Source organism: Actinoplanes sp. NPDC051388 (assembly GCF_055586225.1).
In genome coordinates, this window is sequence record NZ_JBVJIP010000008.1 from 140,318 (window position 1) to 163,537 (window position 23,220).

The 23,220-nt window shown below is 71.7% G+C and carries 25 protein-coding genes; 16 read left to right on the top strand and 9 right to left on the bottom strand.

Going from position 1 to position 23,220, the window contains the following annotated elements; genetic code table 11:
* The first annotated feature begins 73 nt into the window (after nucleotides 1-73).
* The 6 genes from ACZ6TI_RS21315 to ACZ6TI_RS21340 are packed head-to-tail and all read left to right on the top strand — an operon-like array spanning nucleotide 74 to nucleotide 5,137.
* Nucleotides 74-562 (top strand): YbaK/EbsC family protein, encoded by a 489-nt coding sequence (locus ACZ6TI_RS21315; protein WP_465346830.1) that lies wholly within the window; start codon nucleotides 74-76, stop codon nucleotides 560-562.
* A gap of 8 nt (nucleotides 563-570) precedes the next feature.
* Nucleotides 571-1,251, top strand: a complete 681-nt coding sequence (locus tag ACZ6TI_RS21320; protein WP_465346831.1) for a monooxygenase — start codon at nucleotides 571-573, stop codon at nucleotides 1,249-1,251.
* A gap of 10 nt (nucleotides 1,252-1,261) precedes the next feature.
* Nucleotides 1,262-1,837, top strand: a complete 576-nt coding sequence (locus ACZ6TI_RS21325) for a GNAT family N-acetyltransferase (RefSeq protein ID WP_465346832.1) — start codon at nucleotides 1,262-1,264, stop codon at nucleotides 1,835-1,837.
* Nucleotides 1,837-2,604 (top strand): carotenoid biosynthesis protein, encoded by a 768-nt coding sequence (locus ACZ6TI_RS21330; RefSeq protein ID WP_465346833.1) that lies wholly within the window; start codon nucleotides 1,837-1,839, stop codon nucleotides 2,602-2,604. Before ACZ6TI_RS21325 ends, ACZ6TI_RS21330 begins: the two co-directional genes overlap by 1 nt.
* On the top strand, nucleotides 2,601-3,674 hold the full coding sequence (locus tag ACZ6TI_RS21335; protein WP_465346834.1) for a glycosyltransferase family 2 protein: 1,074 nt from the start codon (nucleotides 2,601-2,603) through the stop codon (nucleotides 3,672-3,674). The genes ACZ6TI_RS21330 and ACZ6TI_RS21335 overlap by 4 nt, the downstream gene beginning before the upstream one ends.
* On the top strand, nucleotides 3,671-5,137 hold the full coding sequence (locus ACZ6TI_RS21340) for a phytoene desaturase family protein (protein ID WP_465346835.1): 1,467 nt from the start codon (nucleotides 3,671-3,673) through the stop codon (nucleotides 5,135-5,137). Before ACZ6TI_RS21335 ends, ACZ6TI_RS21340 begins: the two co-directional genes overlap by 4 nt.
* A 55-nt stretch (nucleotides 5,138-5,192) precedes the next feature.
* On the opposite strand, the gene ACZ6TI_RS21345 is transcribed toward ACZ6TI_RS21340, so the two are convergent.
* From ACZ6TI_RS21345 to ACZ6TI_RS21360, 4 genes are all read right to left on the bottom strand, one after another.
* Nucleotides 5,193-6,095: an RpnC/YadD family protein gene (locus ACZ6TI_RS21345; protein ID WP_465346836.1), complete on the bottom strand. Its 903-nt coding sequence runs from the start codon at nucleotides 6,093-6,095 to the stop codon at nucleotides 5,193-5,195.
* Nucleotides 6,096-6,295: 200 nt separating this feature from the next.
* The gene (locus ACZ6TI_RS21350) at nucleotides 6,296-6,496 is read right to left on the bottom strand and encodes a hypothetical protein (RefSeq protein WP_465346837.1); all 201 of its coding nucleotides are present in this window, start codon (nucleotides 6,494-6,496) and stop codon (nucleotides 6,296-6,298) included.
* A 42-nt stretch (nucleotides 6,497-6,538) separates the two neighbouring features.
* Nucleotides 6,539-6,958, bottom strand: a complete 420-nt coding sequence (locus ACZ6TI_RS21355) for a RidA family protein (RefSeq protein WP_465346838.1) — start codon at nucleotides 6,956-6,958, stop codon at nucleotides 6,539-6,541.
* Entirely contained in the window at nucleotides 6,955-7,815 is an 861-nt protein-coding gene (locus ACZ6TI_RS21360; RefSeq protein ID WP_465346839.1) for an NAD(P)-dependent oxidoreductase, read from the bottom strand. Before ACZ6TI_RS21360 ends, ACZ6TI_RS21355 begins: the two co-directional genes overlap by 4 nt.
* Nucleotides 7,816-7,834: 19 nt before the next feature.
* Here ACZ6TI_RS21360 and ACZ6TI_RS21365 point away from each other — a divergent pair, with 19 nt between their 5' ends.
* Nucleotides 7,835-8,749, top strand: a complete 915-nt coding sequence (locus ACZ6TI_RS21365; RefSeq protein WP_465346840.1) for a LysR family transcriptional regulator — start codon at nucleotides 7,835-7,837, stop codon at nucleotides 8,747-8,749.
* Nucleotides 8,750-9,118: 369 nt separating this feature from the next.
* Here ACZ6TI_RS21365 and ACZ6TI_RS21370 read toward each other — a convergent pair whose 3' ends face one another.
* Nucleotides 9,119-9,652, bottom strand: a complete 534-nt coding sequence (locus tag ACZ6TI_RS21370) for a pyridoxamine 5'-phosphate oxidase family protein (RefSeq protein WP_465346841.1) — start codon at nucleotides 9,650-9,652, stop codon at nucleotides 9,119-9,121.
* Between the two features lie 77 nt (nucleotides 9,653-9,729).
* On the opposite strand from ACZ6TI_RS21370, the gene ACZ6TI_RS21375 reads away from it, so the two are divergent.
* Entirely contained in the window at nucleotides 9,730-10,146 is a 417-nt protein-coding gene (locus tag ACZ6TI_RS21375; protein WP_465346842.1) for a hypothetical protein, read from the top strand.
* On the opposite strand, the gene ACZ6TI_RS21380 is transcribed toward ACZ6TI_RS21375, so the two are convergent.
* On the bottom strand, nucleotides 10,092-11,075 hold the full coding sequence (locus ACZ6TI_RS21380; RefSeq protein WP_465346843.1) for an ArsR/SmtB family transcription factor: 984 nt from the start codon (nucleotides 11,073-11,075) through the stop codon (nucleotides 10,092-10,094). The two genes, ACZ6TI_RS21375 and ACZ6TI_RS21380, sit on opposite strands and share 55 nt — an antisense overlap.
* A gap of 58 nt (nucleotides 11,076-11,133) precedes the next feature.
* On the opposite strand from ACZ6TI_RS21380, the gene ACZ6TI_RS21385 reads away from it, so the two are divergent.
* Nucleotides 11,134-12,330 carry an MFS transporter gene (locus ACZ6TI_RS21385; RefSeq protein ID WP_465346844.1) on the top strand — a complete coding sequence of 399 codons (1,197 nt, stop codon included), beginning with the start codon at nucleotides 11,134-11,136 and terminating at the stop codon, nucleotides 12,328-12,330.
* Here the strand turns inward: ACZ6TI_RS21385 and ACZ6TI_RS21390 are convergent.
* Nucleotides 12,299-13,243 (bottom strand): LysR family transcriptional regulator, encoded by a 945-nt coding sequence (locus ACZ6TI_RS21390; RefSeq protein ID WP_465347125.1) that lies wholly within the window; start codon nucleotides 13,241-13,243, stop codon nucleotides 12,299-12,301. The genes ACZ6TI_RS21385 and ACZ6TI_RS21390 overlap by 32 nt on opposite strands.
* Before the next feature lie 80 nt (nucleotides 13,244-13,323).
* On the opposite strand from ACZ6TI_RS21390, the gene ACZ6TI_RS21395 reads away from it, so the two are divergent.
* From ACZ6TI_RS21395 to ACZ6TI_RS21405, 3 genes are read left to right on the top strand one after another with little or no spacing between them, the layout of a single operon-like run.
* Complete coding sequence (locus tag ACZ6TI_RS21395) at nucleotides 13,324-14,010, top strand: succinate dehydrogenase cytochrome b subunit (RefSeq protein ID WP_465347126.1); 687 nt, start codon at nucleotides 13,324-13,326, stop codon at nucleotides 14,008-14,010.
* Between the two features lies 1 nt (nucleotide 14,011).
* The gene (locus tag ACZ6TI_RS21400) at nucleotides 14,012-15,940 is read left to right on the top strand and encodes a fumarate reductase/succinate dehydrogenase flavoprotein subunit (protein WP_465346845.1); all 1,929 of its coding nucleotides are present in this window, start codon (nucleotides 14,012-14,014) and stop codon (nucleotides 15,938-15,940) included.
* Complete coding sequence (locus ACZ6TI_RS21405) at nucleotides 15,940-16,686, top strand: succinate dehydrogenase/fumarate reductase iron-sulfur subunit (protein ID WP_465346846.1); 747 nt, start codon at nucleotides 15,940-15,942, stop codon at nucleotides 16,684-16,686. Before ACZ6TI_RS21400 ends, ACZ6TI_RS21405 begins: the two co-directional genes overlap by 1 nt.
* Before the next feature lie 126 nt (nucleotides 16,687-16,812).
* On the opposite strand, the gene ACZ6TI_RS21410 is transcribed toward ACZ6TI_RS21405, so the two are convergent.
* Nucleotides 16,813-18,063, bottom strand: coding sequence for an MFS transporter (locus tag ACZ6TI_RS21410; protein ID WP_465346847.1), 1,251 nt, complete (start codon nucleotides 18,061-18,063; stop codon nucleotides 16,813-16,815).
* 88 nt (nucleotides 18,064-18,151) lie between these two features.
* Here ACZ6TI_RS21410 and ACZ6TI_RS21415 point away from each other — a divergent pair, with 88 nt between their 5' ends.
* Entirely contained in the window at nucleotides 18,152-18,886 is a 735-nt protein-coding gene (locus ACZ6TI_RS21415; protein WP_465346848.1) for a DinB family protein, read from the top strand.
* A gap of 37 nt (nucleotides 18,887-18,923) precedes the next feature.
* Entirely contained in the window at nucleotides 18,924-19,361 is a 438-nt protein-coding gene (locus tag ACZ6TI_RS21420) for a hypothetical protein (RefSeq protein WP_465346849.1), read from the top strand.
* A 927-nt stretch (nucleotides 19,362-20,288) separates the two neighbouring features.
* Here the strand turns inward: ACZ6TI_RS21420 and ACZ6TI_RS21425 are convergent.
* Nucleotides 20,289-20,783, bottom strand: coding sequence for a hypothetical protein (locus ACZ6TI_RS21425; protein ID WP_465346850.1), 495 nt, complete (start codon nucleotides 20,781-20,783; stop codon nucleotides 20,289-20,291).
* A gap of 306 nt (nucleotides 20,784-21,089) precedes the next feature.
* Between ACZ6TI_RS21425 and ACZ6TI_RS21430 the strand changes: the two genes are divergently transcribed.
* Together ACZ6TI_RS21430 and ACZ6TI_RS21435 are read left to right on the top strand one after the other, a co-directional pair.
* Nucleotides 21,090-21,554, top strand: a complete 465-nt coding sequence (locus tag ACZ6TI_RS21430; RefSeq protein WP_465346851.1) for a MarR family winged helix-turn-helix transcriptional regulator — start codon at nucleotides 21,090-21,092, stop codon at nucleotides 21,552-21,554.
* Between the two features lie 47 nt (nucleotides 21,555-21,601).
* Complete coding sequence (locus ACZ6TI_RS21435) at nucleotides 21,602-23,167, top strand: MFS transporter (protein ID WP_465346852.1); 1,566 nt, start codon at nucleotides 21,602-21,604, stop codon at nucleotides 23,165-23,167.
* The last annotated feature ends 53 nt before the right edge of the window (nucleotides 23,168-23,220 follow it).

Below are 23,220 nucleotides of genomic sequence, written 5' to 3' on the forward strand. Positions count from 1 at the left end.
GCCGGGCGCGCTTCATTCCCGGTCTCGGTGGTCCCGGCCGTTTCTGTCGCCCGGTCGTGGGCAGAATGGCCGCATGCAGAACCATCCCAACGTCATCGCCGTGCAGGATGCGCTGGACGCGGCCGGGGCGCAGGCCGGTGCCGGGCAGCCCGCCCAGGTCATCGTGCTGGACGCGGCGGCGCACACCGCGGCCGCGGCGGCCGCGGCGCTGTGCATCGAGGTCGGGCAGATCGCCAACTCGCTGATCTTCGACGCGGACGGCGAGCCGCTGCTGGTGCTGACCTCGGGCGCGCATCGGGTGGACACCGCCAAGGTGGCGGCCGGCCTGGGCGTCGCCCGGCTCAAGCGGGCCACGCCGGAGTTCGTGCGCGAGCACACCGGGCAGGCGATCGGTGGGGTCGCGCCGCTGGGTCACCCCAAGCCGGTGCGCACGCTGGTGGACACCGCGCTGGGCGGATATGAGGTGGTCTGGGCGGCCGGGGGCGTACCCCAGGCGGTCTTTGCCATCACCTTCGCCGAGCTGGTCCGCGTCACGGCCGGGACCGCGACGGACGTGGCGTAGGCCCTTCGATGCCGGTCAGTTTGCACGTCTGGCGGGTGCCGCGGCGCCGGCTCGGCGCCGCCTTCCTGCGGATGGCGATCGACCCCCTGCGGGTCCGGTCGCGGCCCGGGGTGCGCTTCGCCAAATTCATGGGTACGAGCGCCGGCGTGACGTTCCGCCCCGGCGAGGCGGACTGGACCAGGTACGCGGCGGTGCTCGTGACCGACGGCGATCCGGCCCCGCTGGTCGCCCCCTGGGAGCCGCTCGCCTCCTCCTCGGCCTCCGTCCTGCTGCAGCCACTGCACAGCCGCGGCACCTGGTCCGGCCGGCGTCCCTTTCCCGACGGAAGTGGCAAGTCAGACGGCATGGTCCTGGCTCTGACCCGCGCGCGGCTGCGCCCGGCGAAGGCGCTGACGTTCTGGGGCGCGGTGCCGCCGGTGGCCGCCGAACTGCACGCCGCGGGGGGTCTGCTCGCCCATTTCGGCATGGGTGAGGCGCCGATCGGCTGGCAGGGCACGGTCAGCGTGTGGCGGGGCGCGACGGACCTGACGGCCTTCGCGTACCGTCAGCCGGAACACCGCGCGGTGATCGCGCGGACACCGAAAGACAAGTGGTACGCGGAAGACCTGTTCGCCCGGTTCGCGGTGCTCGACATCACCGGCGACCGAAGCGTGCTGGGCTGGGTGGAGAAGGGGCGGTCGCAGCGATGAGGCCCGCGCGATGAGACTGGTGCCGTGGCAGCCGGACGACCTGCTGAGGCGCCTCGACGACGTGGTGTCGGTGTACGGCGAGGCGATGGGCTACCGCACCGAGCTGCTGCAGACCCGTCGTGGCTACATCGGCGCGCACGTGCGCCGGGCCGGTTTCCGCGCCGTCGCCACCCTCACCACCGACGGCCACCTGGCGGGCTTCGGTTACGGCTACACCTCCGGCCCCGGCCAGTGGTGGCACGACCAGGTCCGGTCGGCGCTCGACGAGGAGTCCCGCAAGCAGTGGCTGAGCGACTGCTTCGAGGTGGTCGAACTGCACGTCAAGCCGGCCGCGCAGGGCCACGGCGTGGGCGCCCGGCAGTTGCGCGCGCTGCTGGCGATGGCCGACGGGCGCACCGTGCTGCTCTCCACGCCGGAGGCCGACGAGACGAAGTCCCGGGCCTGGCGTCTCTACCGCCGTTTCGGGTTCGTCGACGTGCTGCGGGACTTCATGTTTCCCGGCGACGAGCGGGCGTTCGCGATCCTGGGCCGCGAGCTGCCGCTGGCCGAGCGGCCGGTGGACGCGCCCGGCATCGTCGGCATCTGATGGCCCGTCGCCTGCTCTGGGCGCTGTTCGGCGTCCTGATCCTGATCCAGATCTGTTATCCGCTCACGTCCGGCGGGGTGCGGGCCGGGCTGACCGTCTGCACCGTCGTGCTGGGCTGCGTCCTGTCCGTCTCGCACGCGTTCGTGACCCGCGGCGTTCGCGCGTTCCTGGCGTTGATCGGCACCGCCACGCTGGGCGGTTTCCTGGTCGAGGCGATCGGGGTGGCGACCGGGTTCCCGTTCGGCTCCTACGACTACTCCGGGGAGCTCGGGCCGAAGCTGCTGGGCGTACCGCTGATCATCCCGCTGGCCTGGACCTGGATGGCCTGGCCGGCCTGGCTCGCGGCGTTGCGGCTGGCCCGCGGCCGGGCCGCCCGCGTCGCGCTGGCGGCGGCCGGGCTGGCCGCGTGGGATCTCTTCCTCGACCCGCAGATGGTCGCCGAGGGATATTGGCGATGGCTCGATCCGACGCCCGCGCTGCCCGGCGTGCCCGGCGTCCCGATCGGCAACTACCTCGGCTGGCTCGGCTTCGCAGTGCTGCTGATGACCGCGTTGTCCCTGGTGGGAGGCGCCTCGGTCGAGTTATCCACAGGGGACGACTGGCCCGCCCTGACGCTCTGGTTCTGGACGTACGCTTCCTCCGTGCTCGCCCACGCCGTGTTCCTCGACCTCCCCGCCTCCGCCGTCTGGGGCGGGGTGGTGATGGGCGCCGTGGTGGTCCCACTCGCCGTCAGGCTCGCCCGCCGGCCGTCCCGGATCGCGGCGTGAGCTGGCTTCTGCTGCTGCCGCTCGTGCTGCTCACCGGGCACGCGGCGGTGAATGCGGCGTTGCTGCGGCGGCCGCCCCGGGGCGCGACCACCGACCGCCGGGTGGCCGTGCTGCTGCCGCTGCGGGACGAGGCCGACCGGGTCACGCCCTGTCTCGAAGCGCTGCTCGCCCAGCGCGGGGTGCCGCGGCTGGAGATCGTGGTGCTCGACGACGGCTCGACCGACGACACGGCTTCGGTGGTCCGTTTCGTGGCCGGCTCCGACGCCCGCGTGCGGCTGCTGACCGGGGCGCCGCTCCCCGAGGGCTGGCTGGGCAAGCCGCACGCCTGCTTCCAGCTCGCCGCGGCCGCGCCAGAGGCCGAGGTGCTGGTCTTCGTCGACGCCGACGTGGTGCTCGCGCCCGACGCGGTGGCCGGCGGGGTGGTCGCCGCCGAGGGTTTCGCGCTGCTGTCGCCCTACCCGCGGATCACCGGCGCCGGCCGCCTCGTGCAGCCGCTGCTGCAGTGGTCCTGGCTGACCTTCCTGCCGGTGCGCGCGATGGAGCGGTCCGCACGCCCGTCGCTCGCCGCGGCCGGCGGTCAGTGGCTGGTCGCCGACCGCGCCGGTTACGACCGCGCCGGTGGGCACGCCGCGGTCCGCACCGAGGTCCTGGAGGACATCGCGCTGGCCCGCGCGGTCAAGCGCTCCGGCGGCCGCATCGCCCTGGCCGACGGTTCCCGCCTGGCCGACTGCCACATGTACCCGTCCTGGCCCGCCCTGGTCGACGGCTACTCGAAATCCCTCTGGTCCTCCTTCGGCTCCCCGGCCGGTGCGGCCGCCGTCGTGGTCTTCCTCCTTCTCTGGTACGCGTTCCCGCCCGTCCTGCTGGCCACCGGCCTCCCCCTGCTGGGCGCGTCGGCCTATCTGCTCGGTGTGGCCGGCCGCGTCGTCACCGCCCGGGCGACCGGCGGGCGCGCGTGGCCCGACGCGCTGGCCCACCCGGCGTCGATCGTGGTGTTCACGTGGCTGGTGGCCCGCTCGTTCCGGCTGCGCCGCCAGGGCCGCCTCTCGTGGCGGGGGCGCGCGCTGTGACCGGCCGCGTGGTGGTGATCGGCGCCGGGGTCGGCGGGCTGGCGACCGCGATCCGGCTGGCCGGCGCCGGGCATCGGGTGGTGGTGCACGAGCGGTCCGCGTCCGCCGGCGGCAAGCTCGCGATCTATGAGCGCGACGGCTTCCGCTTCGACACCGGGCCGAGCCTGCTGACGCTGCCGCAGGTGTTCGAGGAACTGCGGCTCGGATTGTCGCCGACGCCCCTCGACCCGGTGGTGCGGCACGTGTTCGCCGACGGCACCGTGCTCGACTCGTCCTCCGACCCGGCAGTGTTCCGCGAGCGCATCGCGGCCGCGCTCGGTCCCGGCGCGGCCGACGACTGGGCGGCGTTCTGGGCCCGGGCCGGCCGCATCTGGACGGCTTCCTGGCGGTCGGTCCTGCAACGGCCGGTCACCCCCGCGACGCTGCTGCGCCTCTCGTGGCGCCTCGCCGACCTGCGGGCGATCGCCCCCGGCACGTCGCTGCGCGCGCTCGGCCGGCGCTACCTGCGCGATTCCCGGTTGCGGATGCTGCTCGACCGCTACGCGACCTACACCGGCACCGATCCGCGCCGGGCGCCCGCCGCGCTGGCCGCGATCCCCTATGCCGAGCTGGCGTTCGGTGGCTGGCACCTGCCCGGCGGCCTGGGCACGGTCGCCACCGCTCTGGTGTCCCGCGCGCGGGCGCTGGGCGTCGAGATCGTGCTCGACTCCCCCGTCGCGTCCGTGCTGCAGTCCGGCGGCCGCGTGTCCGGGGTGCGGCTCGACTCCGGATCGGTCGTCGCCGCCGACCTGGTGGTGTCCAACGTGGACGCCCTGACCACCTACCGCGATCTGCTGCCCACGCCGGCCCGCCTGTCCGGGCTGGCCGCGCGCAGCCTGGCCGGGTTCGTGCTGCTGCTCGGGGTGCGCGGCGAGACGCCCGCGCTGGCCCATCACACGGTGTTCTTCCCGCGCGACTACGACGACGAGTTCGACGCGATCTTCGGCGATCCGGGCCACGGCCTCCGGGCCCGTCCGGCCGGCGACCCGGCGATCTTCGTGACCAGGGCCGACGATCCCGCGGTGCGCCCACCCGGCCACGAGGCGTGGTTCGTGCTGGTCAACGCGCCACCGCACGGACCGGGCTTCGGTGCCGTCAACTGGCGGCGGGAGGGGCTCGCGGCGGCGTACCGGGACCGGGTTTTGGCTCTGCTCGCGGCGCGCGGGCTGGAGGTGCGCGACCGGCTGGAGTTCGCGGAGATCCGCACGCCCGCCGACCTCGAGGTCTCGGCGGGGGCGCCGGGCGGCGCGATCTATGGGACGGCCGGTGGGCTGTTGCGGCCGCCCAACCGCGGTCCGGTGCGGGGGCTCTATCTGGTCGGCGGGTCCACCCATCCGGGCGGCGGCTTGCCGATGGTCACCCTGTCCGCCCAGATCGTCGCCGCCGAGATCGAGTCCGACCTGGCCCGCCAACCTCGCGATTGACCGAACCGGGCGTGGCCTCGGGTGTGCATCGCCGCACACGTCCGGCCGGCACAGCTCAGGAACGCAGCTCCGCCAAGGTCGCACCAGCGACGATGCGTGCGATGTTGCCGTCGTGGTCACGGCCGGCCAGTCGCCGGGCGAGGTCGTCCAGGTCGGCGAAGTCGCCGAATCTCGCCCGCAGCAGCGCCCGCATCCCGTCGATGTGACCCTGCTCCAGGCCCTGCTCCAGGCCCTGCTCCAGGCCCTGCTCCCGGTTTCGGCGAGCGATCTCGCGGCCCGACTCCGATTGCTCTAGAACGTCGCTCATGCCTCTCCTTCGCAGCGCTGCGAGAACCTCGAGCGCCAGTGAACCTCCCACGAGCATACCTAGCTCGATCTGGACCAGTTGCTCCTCGAGCGCGCTGGTTGCGGCGATCCGATCGGCGACCCGTTCCGCAAGGTCGGGCGGTGGTTTCTGTGACCACAACGCGAGCGGCGCCAGCGGACCGGCCAGGAGCATGCCGGGGTCCAGGTCGTCGGGAACGTTCACCGACCGGTAGTCGAGCCGGGCCTGGTCACGGCTGAAACGGCCCGGATACCCTCCGCCCAACGGCCAGACCACGACCTGGTGGATTCGGTGATCCGAGCGGCGGTACTTGAGCGCCAGGGCCGCCCAGTAGGCCACCATCCGCTCCTGAAAGTCCTCGGTGCGCTGGACCTGGACCTCGACATGGTAAATGTCGGCGGGCACACCGTCGCCGTGCCGGACCAAGAACACCTTGTCGCGCTGGCGGCTGCGCTGCCGCGGCTGCTCCGTCGGCCCGTCAAGGACCACCGCCCGGCCGTCGAGCCGCGCGCCGCACAACAGGTGCAAGGCGTCGCGGGGGTGGGCCTCCAACAGCGCCTTGTACAAACCGTCGAAGTCGCGGGCTTCCGCCTGCCGCGGTGATGCGGCACCGGAGGGCACACTGTCGGCCATGTGTTACTCCTTCCACGCCGTGATCGGCGCGAAGGACAGCTTCGCCTACAGCATGACTACTAGTCAAGAGACGTGTTGTCCACTGCCCAGGTGCTCCGTGTTTCGACACTCATCGGTGCACGCCCCGACCCCGGATGGCCACCCCCTCCAGCGTCGCGACTCGCACGCACCGACCAGCAACAGGTTCAGCCGCGCCAAGGTCATCGACCCGCTGAACCGGCGGCCAGCGCGGCGATCCCGGCGATCCCCAGCCCGAGTCCGACCTGCGCGGCCGGCAGGCGCACCACCTGGGTGAAGAACAGCACGCCAGCGGTCAGATAGAGCCCACTGCCGACGGTGTAGACGAAGTTCGTCGCCGCGAGCACCCGCTGCGGCCCGGTCTCCGGGATCAGGCTCGGCACGTTCGACCCCCTGACGGTAAGGAGTCATCAACATCTCATGACTTACGCAATCGCGCCCGGGGTGACCGCCGTGATCTCCACTTCCAGGCCGGCGCCAGGCAGGAACAGGCGGCTCACCTCGACCGTGGTGCTGGCCGGCGGCGGGGTGCCCGGAAAGAGCCGAGCGCGCACGGCGCCGTAAGCCGGCAGGTCGTCCAGGTTCGTCATGAACGTGCGAATGTGCAGCACGTCCGCGAACGTCGCGCCGTGGGCGGCCAGGATGTCACCGACAACGGCGAAGATGCGTTCGGACTGGGCCGCCGCATCGCCCGGCGCCACCACCGCGCCGTCGTCGTCCACCGCCACCTGGCCGGCCAGCAGCAGCAACGCCCCCTCGCCGCCCGGGTCGACCCGGGCCACCTGGGCGAACCGGCCGGCGAAGGGCGCGGACACCCCGGCCGGATTGTCCAATGTCGACTTCAATTCTCGTCTCCGCACGCTTTGCCGACCAGGGCCGCCAGGTCGGCAGCCGGGTCCGGGTGGTCGTGCAGGGCTTCGGCCGCCGCCCGCAGGACGCGGACCGGCGCGCTGCCGACCACGGCCAGGGCCAGGTCGGCGTCCTTGGCGGCCAGGTCGATCGCGAACGACGCGCCCTCGGCGGTTGCTCGGGCGACCGCCCCGGCCAGTGGCGTCGCAGCCAGCGCCGCCATGGTCTGCTCCCGGTCCAGGCCGAACGCGTCGGCCACCGTCACCGCGTCCGACAGCGCGGCCATCGCGGTGACCAGGGCGGTGTTCAGCACCAGCTTGACGGCCGCGCCGGCGCCGATCGGGCCGCAGAGCCGCACCTCGCCCAGCGCGTCCAGCATCGGCCGGGCGCGCGCGATCGCGGCCGCCTCGCCGCCGGTCAGCAGGGTCAGTCCGCCGGCGGACGCGGCGCCGACGCTGCCGGCCACCGGGGCGTCGATCAGGTCCACCCCGGGCGGCAGCCGGTTTGCCAGAGCGCGGATCTCACTCGGGGCGATGGTGGACATCTGCACCACGCATACGCCGGGCTTCAGTGGTGCGGAGGCGAGCACCGCGTCCACCGCCGCGGCGTCGCGGACCATCACGATCACCACTTCGGCGTCCCGGACCGCGGCTTCCGGTGTTTCCGCGGCGGGCAGGTTGGCTGTGCGGGACCGGGTGCGGTTCCAGACGGTCACCCGGTGGCCCGTGTCCAGCAGGCGGCGGGCGATGGCGGCGCCCATGTGGCCGGTGCCGAGCACCGCGACAGTAGTCATACGGAAGACGGTATGCACGAATGCGGCATGCGACCAACGAGTCTTCGGCATCGGTGACATGCGGAACTAGCATGGCGTGATGCAGCTGGAGTCGTTCGAGGTGTTCCGCACGGTCGCCCGCCACGGGTCGGTCACCGCTGCCGCGAAAGCGTTGGGATACACGCAATCGGCGGTGTCGCGGCAGATCGCGGTGCTGGAGGCGCAGACCGGGGCGCGGCTGTTCGAGCGGCGGCCGCGGGGCGTGACGCTGACCGACGCCGGGGCCACGCTGTTGCCGCACGCCGAGGCGGTGCTCGACCGGCTGGTCACCGCGCGCAGTGAGATCGAGGCGCTGCGCGGGCTCGGTGGCGGGCGGGTGCGGCTGGGGGCGTTTCCCACGGCGGTGGCGGCGCTGGTGCCTCGGGCGGTGGCGGCTTTTCGCGCGGCGTACCCGGAAGTGAATGTGGGTTTGATCGAAGGGCTGACCCCGCAACTGCTGGCGCGGCTGCGGGCCGGCGACGCGGACGTGGTGGTGATCAGCGCGCCGCCGGAGCAGGCCCGGGACGACCGCCTCGAGCTCGATCATCTGCTGGATGAGCGGCTGCTCGTCGCGGTGCCGTCCGGGCATCGGCTGGCCCGGCGGCGCACGGTGCGGATGGCCGAGCTGGCCGGGGAGTCGTTCGTGGCGGGGTCGGCGACGGCGGAGGAGACGTTGTTGCGGGCCACGTTGCCGGCCGGGTTCCGGCCGCGGATCGACATCGTGGCGGCGGAGTGGACCGGGAAGCTGGGGTGCGTGGCCGCCGGGTTGGGGATCGCGCTGGTGCCGGCGCTGGCGCTGCGGGCGCGGCCGGCCGACATCGTGCTGCTGCGCCTGCATCCGGACGACGCGGTGCCCCGCCAGATCTTCGCGGCGACGGCTGCGGGGCGTGAGCGGAGGCCGGCGGTGGTCGCGCTGATCCAGCAGTTGCATGCGGCGACGCGCGGGCTGGAATTCACTCGCCCGTCGCGGGGGTGATGCACGTGGGTGCTCGGGGCGCTCATCACCGCCCAGGCTGCCGGCTCAGACGGTCGACCGGCCGGACGCCGCCGGGTGCGCGCTGCGCGAATCGTCGGCGGAATCCGGCGGGCGCGATCGGCCGCACGCTCGGGTGTTGCGTATATGTGCGCAGAGCAAAGCGCCCAAACGCACGCTCCGCCAGGGCGCTGCCTATGAGGCCGCAGAGCAAAGCGCCCAACCGCACACTCGGCCAAGGCGCTGCCTAAGAGGCCGCAGAGCAAAGGGCCGAAGCACACCCGCCCGAGGTGTTGCGCCTATCAGGTCAGGTGATCCGGGACCGCCACGCTCAGGACGTCGCGGGATGGCAGCGGCGGCTTGGCTCGCGAGCTAGGGCTGCGCCGTGGGTGGCGCCTCGGCGCGCCAGAACTGTCGGGGTGCGAACCCGTCGCGCTGCAGCCAGTGCTCCGTGTAGACGATGCGATCTGCCGCGATCACGCCGATGGCGCCCACGGGCGGTTCGTTGAGGGAGCCGGATCGTTCGACGTGATCGGATTGCCAGCGGACCGCCGACCAGTAGTGCTCGAAGTCGTCCTCGCCAGGGGTCAGGATGCGGGCGCGGCCGAAGATTTGAGCTCCCCGGCTGCTTGCCTGCCCGACCAGGGGTGCGAAGACGCCGGCCGAGATGCGCGGGTCGGCGCGGATGTTGCGCATCTTGGGCGAGGTGGGACGGGCCGTGAAGACGAGGGTGAACCCGAGGTGGAAGTAGCGGACCGGCGTGGCCAGCGGCCCGTCGGGGCCGGTGGTGGCGAGGACGCACATGTTCTGCGACGACAGCAGATTCAGGATGCGCTCCTCGAGCCGCTCCCGATCCATCCGCTTCGTCGGCTTGGGCCCGGCCAGCCAGGGGTTGGTCACCGCCACGGGTGCAACCTATCGGTAAAAGACGTCGGCAACCGTTGCGTATATGTGTGCAGAGCAAGGCGGGCACGATGAGTCCCATGGCGTTTCTCGTGGAGATCGAGCAGGAGTTTCGGGCCGTGCAGGGGCTGCCGTCGCCGGTGCGGCGGCGGCGTGGGCTGCCGCCGCTGGTCGGGGCCGGTGACGCGGTGCCGATGACGCTGGTGGCGGGGGTGCGGTTCGACGACGGACAGCTCACCGATCAGGGATGGTTCGTCGACACCGACGCTGTCACCGAGGTTCTCGAACGGCAGTGTGCGCGACTGGCGGCACGGCCATGGACCGAGTTGTTCGACTTCCGGCCGACGCTCGAACTGGTTGCCCGGCACCTGCATGCGGAGATCTCCCGGGAAGTGCAGCAGCTGGCGTTCGTGCGGCTGGGTGGATTCGGTGTGAGCGCCGGCTACTTCGGGTCGTCCGGGGAGAGCAGGGCCTGGCCCAGGGGCGTGGCGGTGTAATTGACGGCTCGGCCTGAGCGGGATCGGCTGATCAGGCCCGCCGCGTGCAGAACCGCGAGGTGGCCGCCCACGGTGCCCAGGCTCAGGCCGAGCTGGGCGACCAACTGGCTGGTGGTGGCCGGCGCGGCCAGCGCTCGCAGGATCGCCGCTCGGCCGGCGCCCAGCAGCGGCGTCAGCGCGTCGTCGCGGGGCGGCGCCGGCGGGCCGAAGATGTCGGCCACGCCGCGCGCCCGGTAGACCATCGTGAACGGCACCGGCGGGTGGGTGCTGAGGATCAGATTGCCGAAGACGGTCGGCTCCAGCAACAGGCCACGGCCGGCGATCCGGTATGTCGCGGTGTCTCGGTGGCGGATCGCTATCGCGCCGTCGGCCCAGGTCACCTGGGGGTGCAGGTCGGAGAGAGCGGCGGCCCAGCCATAGGCGGCGAGGCGGCCGGCCCGGTGCACGATGTCGCGCTCCAGGACCGCGCGCAGGCGAAGCCACTCCGGTTCGATCAGGGTCTCCCAGATGGCCTGCATGGCGTCCGCCAAACGGTCCACGACCTGCGGGGAGTCGAGGATCCGCTGGGCGTAGGCCGGCGGGCGGCGATGGCCGGCCAGGTTGCGGGTGAGCTCGGCGCGGGCCCGGCCGGGTGGGGTGGCGCGGAGCACGGCAAGCTCGTCGGCGAACGAGCCGCGCGGGCCCAGCGGCGGTGGATGCAGGAAGTCGGCGTTGTATTCGTCGCGGCGGAACAGCGCGATCAGGGCGCCGACGGCGGGCTCGGCTCGGCGCAGCGGGGCGAGGTGGTGGCGCATGCGGGCCACCCACGGGGCCAGCACGCCGGGCGGGTCGAGGCCGGTCAGCACCCGCAGCGCGAGATGCGCCTCGAACAGCGGGGAGATCGCATATCGACACTCGGCCAGCTCGGCTCGTCCCAGCTCAATCAGCATGTTTCGGCCACGGGCGAAAGCTTAGCCGCGCCGCGACGAGACCGCGAGAGTACGAGGCATGACGACGACCGAGCGGGCCACCTACCGGCAGGTGTTCGCGGTGGCCGAGTTCCGGGCGCTGCTCGGCGGCCAGGCGCTGATGCTGGTCAGCGAGACCGTGAAGATGCTGGCGCTGGCCGTGCTGGTGTTCGCGAGCACCGGCTCGCCGCTGCTGGCCGCGCTGGCCTATGTGGCCGGGTTCCTGCCGCAGGCGCTGGGCGGGACGCTGCTGCTGTCGGTGGCCGATCGGTGGCGGCCGCGGCGGCTGCTCGTCGCCTATGACCTGTTGCGCCTGGTGGTGGCGGTGCTGCTGGCCGCCGGGCCGCTGTCGCCGATCGCGATGATGCTGCTGGTCTTCGCGACCGGTGCGTTCGCGCCGGTGGCCAACTCGGCCCGCACCGCGCTGCTGCCGGATCTGCTGGACGGCGACCGGTTCGTGCTCGGCCGGTCGCTGTTCACGCTGGTGTCGGCGGGCATGCAGGTGGCCGGCGCGGCGGTCGGCGGCCTGCTGATCGCGTTCGTCGGCGCGCCGGGTGCGTTGTGGCTGGCCGCCGCGGCGTGCGCCGGCTCGGCGGTGATCAACCGATTCGGCGTACGCGACCACGACCCGCGCCCGCCCGCCGAGGAGAAGCAGGGCGCCGTCCGCCAGACCTGGCGCGTGAACCGGGCGCTGCTCGCCGACCGCCCGATGCGCGGACTCCTGCTCGCCCACTGGCTGCCGACCTCGCTGATGGTCGGCGCCGAGGGTGTCGTGGTGCCGTTCGCCGCCGGGGCGGGCCGGGAGTCCGCGGCCGGGCTGCTGCTCGCCGCCGCGGCGGGCGGGATGCTCGCCGGCGAGCTCGCGGTCGCGCGTTTCCTGCCGCCACACCGGCGCGAACGGCTGACTCCGTGGCTTGCGCTGCTGATGGGCGTACCCCTGGTGGTGTTTGCCTTTGACCCTGGGATCTTTGTCGCCGGCGCCGCGCTGGCGGTCGCGGCCGCCGGACTCGCCCATCAGCTCGGCCTGGCCCGACGTTTCCTCGAGACCGCGCCGGAGGCGTCCCGTGGGCAGGCGTTCGGGCTGCTGATGACCGGCACGATGACGTTGCAGGGCCTGGCGATGGCGGGCGCGGGCGGGCTGGCCGAGTTGTTCGCGCCGGCGACGGTGATGGCGGTGGCCGGCGTCGCGTCGGTGCTCTCGACCGTCAGTCTGTGGCGGACGTTGAGAGCACGGTGACGCCGTCCGGCAGCGCTCCCCCGGTCGCGATGTGTTCGAGCACGGTGGCCCGCAACGCCGCGGCGGCATGCGGCAGCACCGACCGGCGGCGGTGGGCGAGCGCGATGGTGCGCCGCAGACCCGGCGCGGCCAGCGGCGTCGAACGCAGCAGCGGCCGGTTGGCCAGCACCATGCTGGGCACCACCGCGACGCCCAGCCCGGCCTCCACGAAGGCCAGCACCGCGTCCATCTCGCCGCCTTCGACCGCGAACCGCGGCGTGACCCCGGCCAGCCGCAGCGCCTCGAGCGTCACGTCACGCAGGTCGTAGCCCGGGCGGAACATCACCAGCGGGGTGTGCGCGAGCTCGGTCAGCTCCAGATGCGGCGAGATGGTCGGCGGCGGGCCGGCCGCGACCGAGGCCACCACCAGGCTCTCGCGGAGGATCGGCACGGCGTCCAGCGCCGGGTCGACGCCCTGCCCCGGCTGCACGATCAGGGCCAGGTCCAGGGTGTGTTCGAGCAGGCCGGCGGCCAGGTCGGGCGAGCTGCCCTCGGTCACTCGCAGGCGCAGGTCGGGGTGGGCAGCCCGGAACGTGCGCAGCACCGCCGGCACCAGCGACGAGCACAGGCTCGGCGTCGCGCCCAGCCGCACCTCACCCCGGCGCAGCCCGACGATGTCCTGCACGGCGTCCACCGCGGCGTCCGCGTCGGCGATCATCCGCTGAGCCATCGGGAGCAGCGTCTCGCCCGCCACGGTCAGCGTCACGGCGCCCCGGACGCGATCGAACAGCGGCGCGCCGAGGGACGATTCGAGCGTGTGAATCTGCTTACTCAACGTCGGCTGCGCCACACCGATCAATTCGGCCGCTTGGGTGAAATGTCGCGTTTCGACTAGTGCCAGGAAGTATCGGAGCTGCTGCAGCTGCATCCCGATAGCTTATGTCTATGACAACTGGGGTTGGCATGCATTAGACGAATCACCGACCTCTGTTTAACGTCCGAAGCGTGGCGGTTCTGGAAAGAACGAAGGCGCCGGCGGCGCGCAGCACGGTCTCGCTGAAGATTCTGATGGCGGTGACCGGGCTGCTGCTGGTCGGCTTCCTGTTCGCGCACATGGCGGGCAACCTCAAGATCTTCGTGGGCGCCGAGTCCTTCGATCACTACGCGCACTGGCTGCGCACCCTCGGCACGCCACTGCTGCCGGAGACCTGGTATCTGTGGATCCAGCGCGCGGTGCTGACCTTCGCGCTGATCGGCCACGTGGCGGCCGCGACGATTCTCGCGCGCCGCGCTCGACAGGCCAGACCCGTCCGGTACGCGCACCGCGCCAAGGTCCAGGGCAGCTACGCCGCGCGAACCATGCGCTGGGGCGGCGTGATCGTGCTGCTCTTCGTGGTCTACCACATCCTCGACCTGACCACCGGCACGCTGAACCCGATCGGCGACAAGGCGCACCCGCACGCCAACGTGGTCGCCGACTTCGCGCCGGACCGCTGGTACGTGACGCTCTTCTACACACTCGCGATCGTCGCCGTCGGCCTGCACCTGCGGCACGGCCTGTTCAGCGCGGCCCGCACCTTGGGCCAGCAGACTCCTCGCGGCGAGCGCCGGGCCCGGCTTGCCGCGCTGGTGCTCTCGCTCGTCCTGGTGATCGGCTACCTTTCGGTGCCGTTCGCCGTCCTGACCGGATTGGTGAGCTGACATGGATCTGTGGCAAGAAGGCGACCCCATTCGCGACACGGCCGCGCCGGACGGGCCGATCGAGACCCGCTGGGAACGCCGGCGCTTCGAGGCCAAGCTGGTCAACCCGGCCAACCGCCGCAAGCTGTCGGTGATCGTGGTCGGCACCGGGCTGGCCGGCGGCTCGGCGGCGGCGACGCTGGCCGAGGCCGGCTACCGCGTGCGGTCCTACTGCTATCAGGACAGCCCGCGGCGGGCGCACTCGATCGCCGCGCAGGGTGGCATCAACGCCGCGAAGAACTACCGCAACGACGGCGACTCGATCTACCGGCTGTTCTACGACACCGTGAAGGGCGGCGACTTCCGCGCCCGCGAGTCCAACGTGTACCGGCTGGCCGAGGTGTCGGTGAACATCATCGACCAGTGCGTGGCGCAGGGCGTGCCGTTCGCCCGTGAGTACGGCGGCCTGCTCGACAACCGTTCCTTCGGCGGCACCCAGGTGTCCCGCACGTTCTACGCCCGGGGTCAGACCGGGCAGCAGCTGCTGCTCGGCGCCTACCAGGCGATGGAACGGCAGATCGCGGCCGGGAACATCGAGATGCACGCCCGGCACGAGATGCTCGAGCTCATCGTGGTCGACGGCCGCGCCCGTGGCATCGTGGTCCGCGACCTGGTCACCGGTGAGATCAGCACCGACCTCGCGGACGCGGTGGTGCTGGCCTCCGGCGGCTACGGCAACGTGTTCTTCCTGTCCACCAACGCCAAGGGCTGCAACGTCACGGCGACCTGGCGGGCGCATCGCCAGGGCGCGCTGTTCGCGAACCCGTGCTACACGCAGATCCACCCGACCTGCATCCCCGAGTCGGGCACGCATCAGTCGAAGCTGACGCTGATGAGCGAGTCGCTGCGCAACGACGGCCGGGTCTGGGTTCCGGTTGCTTCTTCTGACGAGAGAAGGCCGGGCGACATCCCCGAGGACGAGCGCGACTACTACCTCGAGCGGATCTACCCGTCGTTCGGCAACCTGGTCCCCCGCGACATCGCCTCGCGCGCCGCGAAGAACGTGTGCGACGAGGGGCGCGGGGTCGGGCCCGGCGGGCTGGGGGTCTATCTGGACTTCGCGGACGCGATCGCGCGGCTCGGCCGCGAGGCCGTGGAAGCCAAGTACGGCAACCTCTTCGAGATGTACCAGCGGATCACCGGCGAGGATCCCTATGAGGTGCCGATGCGGATCTATCCCGCGGTGCACTACACGATGGGCGGGCTCTGGGTCGACTACGACCTGCAGTCCACGATCCCGGGGCTGTTCGTGATCGGGGAGGCGAACTTCTCCGACCACGGCGCGAACCGGCTCGGCGCGTCGGCGCTGATGCAGGGGCTCGCGGACGGCTACTTCGTGCTGCCGAACACGATCAACAACTACCTGGCGGGCGGGCCGTTCCCGGCCCTTTCCGCGGAAGCCGCCGCGGTCGTCGACGCGAAGAAAGCGGTCACCGATCGCCTCGCGCGACTCTTGAAGATCAACGGCGACCGGACCGTCGACTCGTTCCACCGCGAACTCGGCCACATCATGTGGGAGTACTGCGGGATGGAACGTACCGAAGAAGGCCTGACCAAGGCGATCGGCCTGATCCGCGGCCTGCGCGACGAGTTCTGGACCCGGGTCAAGGTGCCCGGCACCGGCGAGCAGCTCAACCAGAACCTGGAGAAGGCCGGCCGCGTCGCCGACTTCTTCGAGCTCGCCGAGCTGATGTGCATCGACGCGCTGCACCGGCGCGAGTCGGCCGGCGGGCACTTCCGCGCGGAGAGCCAGACCGACGACGGCGAGGCGCTGCGCCACGATGACGACTTCGGCTACGTCGCGGCCTGGGCCTACGGCGAGAAGCCGACGCTGCACAAGGAAAACCTCGATTTCGAGTACGTTCACCCGAGCACGCGGAGCTACAAGTAATGGACATCCAGGTGCGCGTCTGGCGCCAGACCAGCCCGGACGACCGTGGCCGCATGGTCGGCTACGACGTGAAGGACATCTCCCCCGACGCCTCGTTCCTGGAGATGCTCGACGTCCTGAACGAGAAGCTGATCCTGGACGGCGACGACCCGATCGCCTTCGACCACGACTGCCGCGAGGGCATCTGCGGCATGTGCGGCATGATGATCAACGGCGTGGCGCACGGTCCCGAGCGGGCCACCACCACCTGCCAGCTCCACATGCGACACTTCCGGGACGGCGACACCATCGACGTCGAGCCGTGGCGGGCGCGGGCCTTCCCGGTGATCAAGGACCTGGTGGTCGACCGCAGCTCGTTCGACGACATCATCCAGGCCGGCGGCTACATCTCGGCGCCCACCGGCACCGCCCCCGACGCGCACGCGACCCCGGTGCCGAAGGCGGACGCGGACGCGGCGTTCGAGGCGGCCACCTGCATCGGCTGCGGCGCCTGCGTGGCGGCCTGCCCGAACGGCTCGAGCATGCTCTTCACCGCGGCCAAGGTGTCCCACCTGGGCCTGCTCCCCCAGGGCCAGCCGGAACGGGCCGGCCGCGTGATCGACATGATCGAGGCGCAGGACGCGGCGGGCTTCGGCGGCTGCACCAACGCCGGCGAGTGCACCACGGTCTGCCCGAAGGGCATCCCGCTCAGCCTGATCGGCCGCCTCAACACCGACTACCGCAAGGCCCTGCGCGGCAAGCTCTAACGGCGGCCGATGCCTACAACCTGGGCTGGAAGCTGGCGTCCGGCGACGACGCGCTGCTGGGCCAAGTCAGCGACGCGGACGACCCGGCCGCCCTGGCCCGGTAGCCGTGGCGCTCCCCCGTTCCACTCACCTGAATCTTCTGCGACTCAGATCTGCAGCGGTGCTGGGCGCGGGGTTCAGGGCTGAGGTGGCCTCGACGGCGCTTTCCGGCGTACCCGGATCCGGGTCTTGATCTCGGTGGGCGCGCAGCGCTGCCGTTGCGGTGATCGCGCAGATCGCCGCCGCGGAGATCAGCGCGACCCGCGCGCCCAGGTGGACCACCGCCGCGCCCAGCGGATTCATCAGGGCGATCGGACCGAACATGATCGTCCCCGAGGTCGCGGAGACGCGGCCGAGCAACCGCTCCGGAGTGCCGGTCTGGATCGCCGTGAGGCCGGCGACCAGCGTCCACGGCAGGCCGATGCCGATCGTGACGCTGCCGGCCACCATCGCCGGCCACCACGGCAGGCAGTGCAGCAGATTGCCGAGGCCGAAGACCGCCACGCCCACCCCGCCGGTCCGGAGTGGACCGTGGGCGGCGATGATCCGGCCCACCACCAGGCCGCCGAGGATCGAGCCGGCGCCCTGGGCCGCGCCGAGCACGCCCAGGAAGGTCGACGGCAGCCCCAGGCCGGCGGTCACCCGCGAGAAGACCGACGCGGTCGCGAACCCGGACAGACCGATCGCCACCGCCGCCACCAGCACCGGACGGCGAATACCCGGCCTCCCCCACAACACGGCCAGGCCGTCGCGCAGGCCGGGTCGCTCGCGCGGCGGCACGATCGGCGGCGTGCGCAGGCGCAGCATCGTGTAGAGCACCGCCGCCACGATCGGCATCGCCGCGCTGACCAGGGCCGCGGCGCCGCCGCCCTGCCAGGCATAGATGCCCGCCCCGGCCAGTGGCGCGATCAGCTTCATCCCCTCCTGGGCGCTGGATCGCCAGCCGTTCACGTCGCCCAGCGCGTCGGCCGGGATCGCCGCCGGCAGCAGTGCGCTCTCGCCGGCGTCCAAGAGCACATAGCTCATTCCGTACGCCAGGAGCACCGCGAAGATCAGCCAGACCTGTCCGCGGTCACGCACCAGCAGAAGTGACGTGAGGACGGCGGCGAGCAGCAGGTCCACCACGATCACCAGGCGCCGCCGCGGGAAGCGGTCGACCAGCCCGCCCAGCCAGGGCGCGGCGAGAGTCGGGGCATAGACGCACAGACCCGCCAGCCCGGCCAGGCTGACCGAGCCGGTGAGGTCGAGGATCCAGACGCCGGCCACCAGCGCCATCGCGGTGCTGCCGAATCCGGCCACCACGGAGATCGCCACGAAGAGCATCGCGTTGCGTCGCATGCGCCACATGCTGCAAAGTTGCGCGTGTCTGGGTCAATGGTGTCAATGTTCTGTTGACGTGTCGTACTCGGGTTTTAGGTTCTCCGGCATGAGGTTGTTCCGAGACGAAGACCTGTCCGGGGCGCGGTTCGAGCACGTCAACCTGCACGGCGTGACGATGCGCGGGGTGGATCTCTCCGACGTCAGCGTCGACGGGTGGGTGTCCAACCTGGTGATCAACGGCGTCGACGTCGTGCCGCTGATCCAGGCCGAGCTCGACCGCCGCGATCCGGAGAACGCCAAGATGCGGCCGGGTGACGCCGACGGCTTCCGCGAGGCGTGGCAGATCATCGAGCGGCGCTGGGCCGAGACCGTGGCCCGGGCGCGGCGGCTCGATCCCGCGCTGCTGCACGAGTCGGTCGATCGCGAGTGGTCCTTCATCGAGACGCTGCGGCATCTGCTCTATGCCACGGATGCCTGGGTGCGCCGGGCGATGCTCGGCGACCCGAGTCCGTGGCACCCGCTCGACCTGCCGTGGGACCAGATGGAGGACTCCCCCGGCACGCCGCGCGACCGCACCGCCCGCCCGTCCCTCGACGAGGTGCTCGAGCTGCGCCGCGACCGCATGGGCACGGTCCGCGAGGTGCTGGCCGGGCTCACCGACGAGCAGCTGGCCGGGCACACCGAGGGGATCGACGCGCCGGGCTGGCCGCCGCCCGGTCCGCTGCCGGTGCGTGAGGTGCTCGAGACCGTGCTCAACGAGGAGTGGCAGCACCGGCGTTATGCGGAACGCGACCTCGAGGTGCTGTTCTCACGGGATCAGCACGGTGCGGACGCCGGGTGACTCCGTCCACATCGACTCGACCGCGGCCAGCGGGCCCGTGCGGGTGGTGATCGTCAGACCGCCGCTGTCGATCTGGATCCAGTTGAGTTCGCGGCTGCGGTCGGGAGCAGCCTGCGCATTCGACCGCCCCCGTCGTGGGACGCTGACGTTCATGACAGGCGAGGGACAGACTGTGATGCAGGTGTACTGCCGGATCGAGGTCGTGGTTGACGATCCGATGGCTGTCGAGGAAAGGGCAGTCCAAGACCTGCGAGATGCGGACATCGACTGGTCCGTGGAGAAGGACACCCTGGAACAGGCGATTGCCGAGATCCGGGGCGACCTTTCGCAGGCCCTGGCGAGCCTGATCGGGCCCCACCGGATGTTGGAGGGCGTTCCAGGAGTGCGGTTTCGGGGTGGGCGTTTGTGGGCCCAACCGGGAGCTCCCGACGAACGATTCAACCCTGGTTGCGGAGAGCCGGCCTCGTCGCCGTAGCGGATCGCCGCCATCGCACGCTGAGGTACGAGCACCTCTACCGGACCTGCCTGACCGACGGCGACGCCCTGGCCGTCGAGTGCAACCTCGCCCGCGGACCCACCAGGGCATCGGGGACCGCACTCCACGCACCGCTTACCTCACGAATGGTCTGCACGATGCCGGATGGGGTCGGCGCCCGATCGCCGGATGGTGACCTCAACGTCTCCGATACTGCGTTGATAACGCCGTGCGATGCGAATACACAGGGGCCAGATGTCCACGCTGCTTGTCATCGCCGGGCCACCCGGAGCCGGGAAGTCGACCGTCAGCTCCATCGCTTCTTCGCGTCTCTCACCAAGCGTTCTGATCCGCGGAGACGCCTTCTTCCGATTCCTGGACCAGGGTGCGCAGAAGCCATGGCTGCCAGAGGCGAAGGATCAGAACCAGACGGTCATCCGCGCCTCGGGTGCGGCAGCTGGGCAGTTCGCGCGGGCGGGATACGAGTCCGTCTTCGACGGAGTCATGGGGCCATGGGGGACTCCGGAGGAAGTGGCTACAAGCATCTTGTCTCGCTACCGTCAGGGCGCGCCTTTGCCTACGGTGCTCGAGACGTCACATAGTCCTGGCGACCCATCGTGCTGGCGCTGCGCCTGGTGCTCGGTCATACCGCGATCCGCGGGGGCGGTGGGGTCCTTTGCCCCAACGCCGACCCCGCCACTTCCACCGCCTACTTTGGGCCGGCCGCCAGACCGGCGGCCACCGCGACACCGGCCAGAATGCCGATGGCCGTGCCGGTGCCTCGGGCTCGCCACTGTCGACCGTGCGTCATCAGGTCCTCGTCCGCCATGCCGGGAGCCAACGGCATACGGCTCGGGTAAGCCCTTTTCGCACGCGCGCCGCCGCTTTCCGGTAGCCGGCTCGGAGGGAACGTCGCGCTCGCGATCGTCAAGCGGGGACGGCGGCGCGCAGCGCCTTGCGCACCCGGCCCACCGCGGCCGCTGTCGCCGACGGCAGCGCCGTCACGCCGGACTCGGCGATGTCCGTGACCGCCTGCGCGACCAACGCGAACAACGGCCCGGGCCCGGCCTCGGCGGCCGCCGCCACCGTCTCGCGCACCAACGCCGCCCGCACGAAGCGCTGATCCCACCGCGGATCCGCCGCCAGCCGCCGATCCAGCGCCACCGTCGCCGCCCGCAAGGCGGCGATGTCGTCCCCGTAGCGAAGGTCGAGCTCGTCCCGGCGCATCGCCTCGGCCCTCGCCACCGCGGCCGCCAACCGCTGCCGTCGCTGCTCGGCCGCCTGCCGGCTGGCCAGCCCCATCGCCGTAGCGATCTCGGCCCAGGTCGCGCCGTCCCGCCGGGCCTGGTCGATCAGCCGCAGCTCGCGCTCGTCCAGCGCGGCCCGGGCGGCCACCGTCCGCGCCAGCTCCCCCAGCTCCACCCGCCGACCGTAAAGCCGTCAACAGATCATTGACAGCCATCAGGCCTGTGGGGTGGATCACATCAGCGGCGCACACAGGGAAGGCCTGGGTTAAATGGATTTAGCAAACGCGACTCGTGATCTTAAATCGGTTGTCCGTTATCGACGGTCGTCATACGGTTGCGCTGAGCAACGCTTTTCTCGGGGCATCAGCCGGCGGCCGGTGGATCGGCACGGGGGCAGATCCACCGGCCGCCCCGCATCCAGCCAGGGGAAAGCCAGGCTCAGATCGTCCGCTAGCGGATGATCCCGCGCTAGGATCACTTCATGGCAAGCCAAGCCCCTCAGCGAACCGTCCGCGACATCACCGGCCTGCTCAACATGGCCGGCCACGCGCTCTCCAACCGGCTCGCGGCCGCTCTCGCCGACATCGACCTCACCCCGCGCATGCAGTGCGTCCTGGTGCACGCGATGGAGGAGGAGCGCACTCAGATCCAGCTCGCGGCCCTGGCCGACCTGGACAAGACCACGATGGTCACCACCGTCGACGACCTGGAGAAACGCGGTTTCGCCGAGCGGCGCCCGTCGGCCACCGACCGGCGCGCGCGGATCATCGCGGTGACCGAGCAGGGCCGCGCCAAGGCGAAAGAGGGACAACGCATCGTCGACCGCGTCCACGCCGACGCGCTGGCCGGATTGTCCGCGGATGATCGGGCCTCCTTCGTCGAGGCCCTCGGCCTGCTGGCCGACAACCGCGACCCCGGCCCGGTACGCCGGCCGCGCGGCAGATAGGTCACTGCCGGATCGTCCGCTAACGGATTATCTGTTACGGTCGGGCCATGACTGCTGCAACCGATCGCCGTGACGCCGCGCTCGCCGTGCTCTGCGCCATGGCTCTGATGATCGTTCTGGACAGCACCATCGTCGCCATCGCCATCCCGGCCATCCAGTCCGACCTGGCGTTCTCCGACGCCGGCGTGGCCTGGGTGGTGAACGGCTACCTGGTCGCGTTCGCCGGCCTGCTGCTGCTCTCCGGGCGACTCGGCGACCTGCTCGGCGCCTGGCGGGTCTTCCTCGCGGGCCTCGTACTCTTCACGCTGGCCAGCCTGCTCTGCGGCTTCGCCGGCACCGCCGAACTGCTCGTCGCCGGCCGCTTCGTGCAGGGCGCGGGCGGCGCGCTCGCCTCGGCCGTCGTGCTCGGCATGATCGTGCGGCTCTACCCGTCGCCGGGCGCGCAGGCCCGTGCCATGGGCATCTACAGCTTCGTGCAGGCCGGCGGCGCGGCGATCGGCTTCGTGCTCGGCGGCATCCTCACCGACTCCGTCGGCTGGCCCTGGATCTTCCTGATCAACGTGCCGGTCGGTGTGCTGGTCGGGCTCGGTGCGTGGCGGGTGCTCCCGCGCGAGCCCGGCATCGGGCTGAGCGGCGGCGTCGACGTCTCGGGCGCGTTGCTGATCACGGCCGGCCTGTCGCTCGGCGTCTACGCCATCGTGCGCACGGCCGAGGGCCCAGGTGGGTGGTTGATCGGGTTGGTCGCGGTGCTGCTCATCGGCGGTTTTCTGGTACGCCAGAAGCTCGCCGCCCACCCCCTGATCGACCTGCGGCTGCTCGCCCGGCCCTGGCTGCTCGCCGCCAGCGGCGCCGTCGTGCTGATCTTCGCCGCCGGCCTGGGTTTCCAGTTCCTGAACACGCTCAACCTCCAGCGCGTCATGGGTTACGACCCGCTGACCACGAGCCTGGCGTTCCTGCCCACCCCGATCGTGATCGGCCTGGTCTCGCTCTTCGTGGCGCCGCGGGTGACCGCCCGCTTCGGCCCGCGCCGGGTGCTGATCGCCGGCCTGGCCCTGCTGATGATCGGCCTGGCCCTGCTCAGCCGCACCACGGCCGGACTGTCCTACCTGACCGGTATGCTCCCCGCGCTGATCATCATGGGCCTCGGCGTCGGCATCACGGTCCCGCCGCTCATCATGCTGTCCATGGCCGGCGCCGACCCGAAGGACACCGGCATGGTCTCCGGCCTGAACAACACCGCCCAACAGGCCGGCGCCGCCCTGGGCCTGGCCGTGCTGGCCTCGGTGGCGGCCGCGGTCGCCGACGGCTCGACGGTCGACGCCCTGCGCTCCGGCTACAGCGCCGCCTTCCTGGTGGCCGCCGCCTTCGTCGCGGCCGCGCTGCTGATCACCGTCATCGCCCTGCGCCACCCGCCGGCCGCATCGCCCGAAGCGAAGCCAGCCGCGCAAGCCGCAACAAAGCCAGCCGCGCTAACCGGAGCAAAGCCAGCCGCGCAAACCGAAGCGAAGCCAGCTGCACAGGCCGGAACAAAGCCAATCGCACAGGCCGAAGCGAAGCCAGCCGCACAAGCCGGAACAAAGCCAACCGCACAAGCCGAAGCGAAGCCGGGCTGACCGACCGGTTCGCCGCACGTCGGCGAAGCCGCCACCTCACCCGCCCGCCGCGC

Excerpts from the sequence above, each read along its gene's own strand:
- ACZ6TI_RS21315 (WP_465346830.1), top strand. The coding sequence starts at position 74 with ATGCAGAACCATCCCAACGTCATCGCCGTGCAGGATGCGCTGGACGCG.
- ACZ6TI_RS21320 (WP_465346831.1), top strand. The coding sequence starts at position 571 with ATGCCGGTCAGTTTGCACGTCTGGCGGGTGCCGCGGCGCCGGCTCGGC.
- ACZ6TI_RS21325 (WP_465346832.1), top strand. The coding sequence starts at position 1,262 with ATGAGACTGGTGCCGTGGCAGCCGGACGACCTGCTGAGGCGCCTCGAC.
- ACZ6TI_RS21330 (WP_465346833.1), top strand. The coding sequence starts at position 1,837 with ATGGCCCGTCGCCTGCTCTGGGCGCTGTTCGGCGTCCTGATCCTGATC.
- ACZ6TI_RS21345 (WP_465346836.1), bottom strand. The coding sequence starts at position 6,095 with ATGGCCGACAGTGTGCCCTCCGGTGCCGCATCACCGCGGCAGGCGGAA.
- ACZ6TI_RS21360 (WP_465346839.1), bottom strand. The coding sequence starts at position 7,815 with ATGTCACCGATGCCGAAGACTCGTTGGTCGCATGCCGCATTCGTGCAT.
- ACZ6TI_RS21365 (WP_465346840.1), top strand. The coding sequence starts at position 7,835 with ATGCAGCTGGAGTCGTTCGAGGTGTTCCGCACGGTCGCCCGCCACGGG.
- ACZ6TI_RS21375 (WP_465346842.1), top strand. The coding sequence starts at position 9,730 with ATGGCGTTTCTCGTGGAGATCGAGCAGGAGTTTCGGGCCGTGCAGGGG.
- ACZ6TI_RS21380 (WP_465346843.1), bottom strand. The coding sequence starts at position 11,075 with ATGCTGATTGAGCTGGGACGAGCCGAGCTGGCCGAGTGTCGATATGCG.
- ACZ6TI_RS21385 (WP_465346844.1), top strand. The coding sequence starts at position 11,134 with ATGACGACGACCGAGCGGGCCACCTACCGGCAGGTGTTCGCGGTGGCC.
- ACZ6TI_RS21400 (WP_465346845.1), top strand. The coding sequence starts at position 14,012 with ATGGATCTGTGGCAAGAAGGCGACCCCATTCGCGACACGGCCGCGCCG.
- ACZ6TI_RS21405 (WP_465346846.1), top strand. The coding sequence starts at position 15,940 with ATGGACATCCAGGTGCGCGTCTGGCGCCAGACCAGCCCGGACGACCGT.
- ACZ6TI_RS21410 (WP_465346847.1), bottom strand. The coding sequence starts at position 18,063 with ATGCGACGCAACGCGATGCTCTTCGTGGCGATCTCCGTGGTGGCCGGA.
- ACZ6TI_RS21415 (WP_465346848.1), top strand. The coding sequence starts at position 18,152 with ATGAGGTTGTTCCGAGACGAAGACCTGTCCGGGGCGCGGTTCGAGCAC.
- ACZ6TI_RS21430 (WP_465346851.1), top strand. The coding sequence starts at position 21,090 with ATGGCAAGCCAAGCCCCTCAGCGAACCGTCCGCGACATCACCGGCCTG.
- ACZ6TI_RS21435 (WP_465346852.1), top strand. The coding sequence starts at position 21,602 with ATGACTGCTGCAACCGATCGCCGTGACGCCGCGCTCGCCGTGCTCTGC.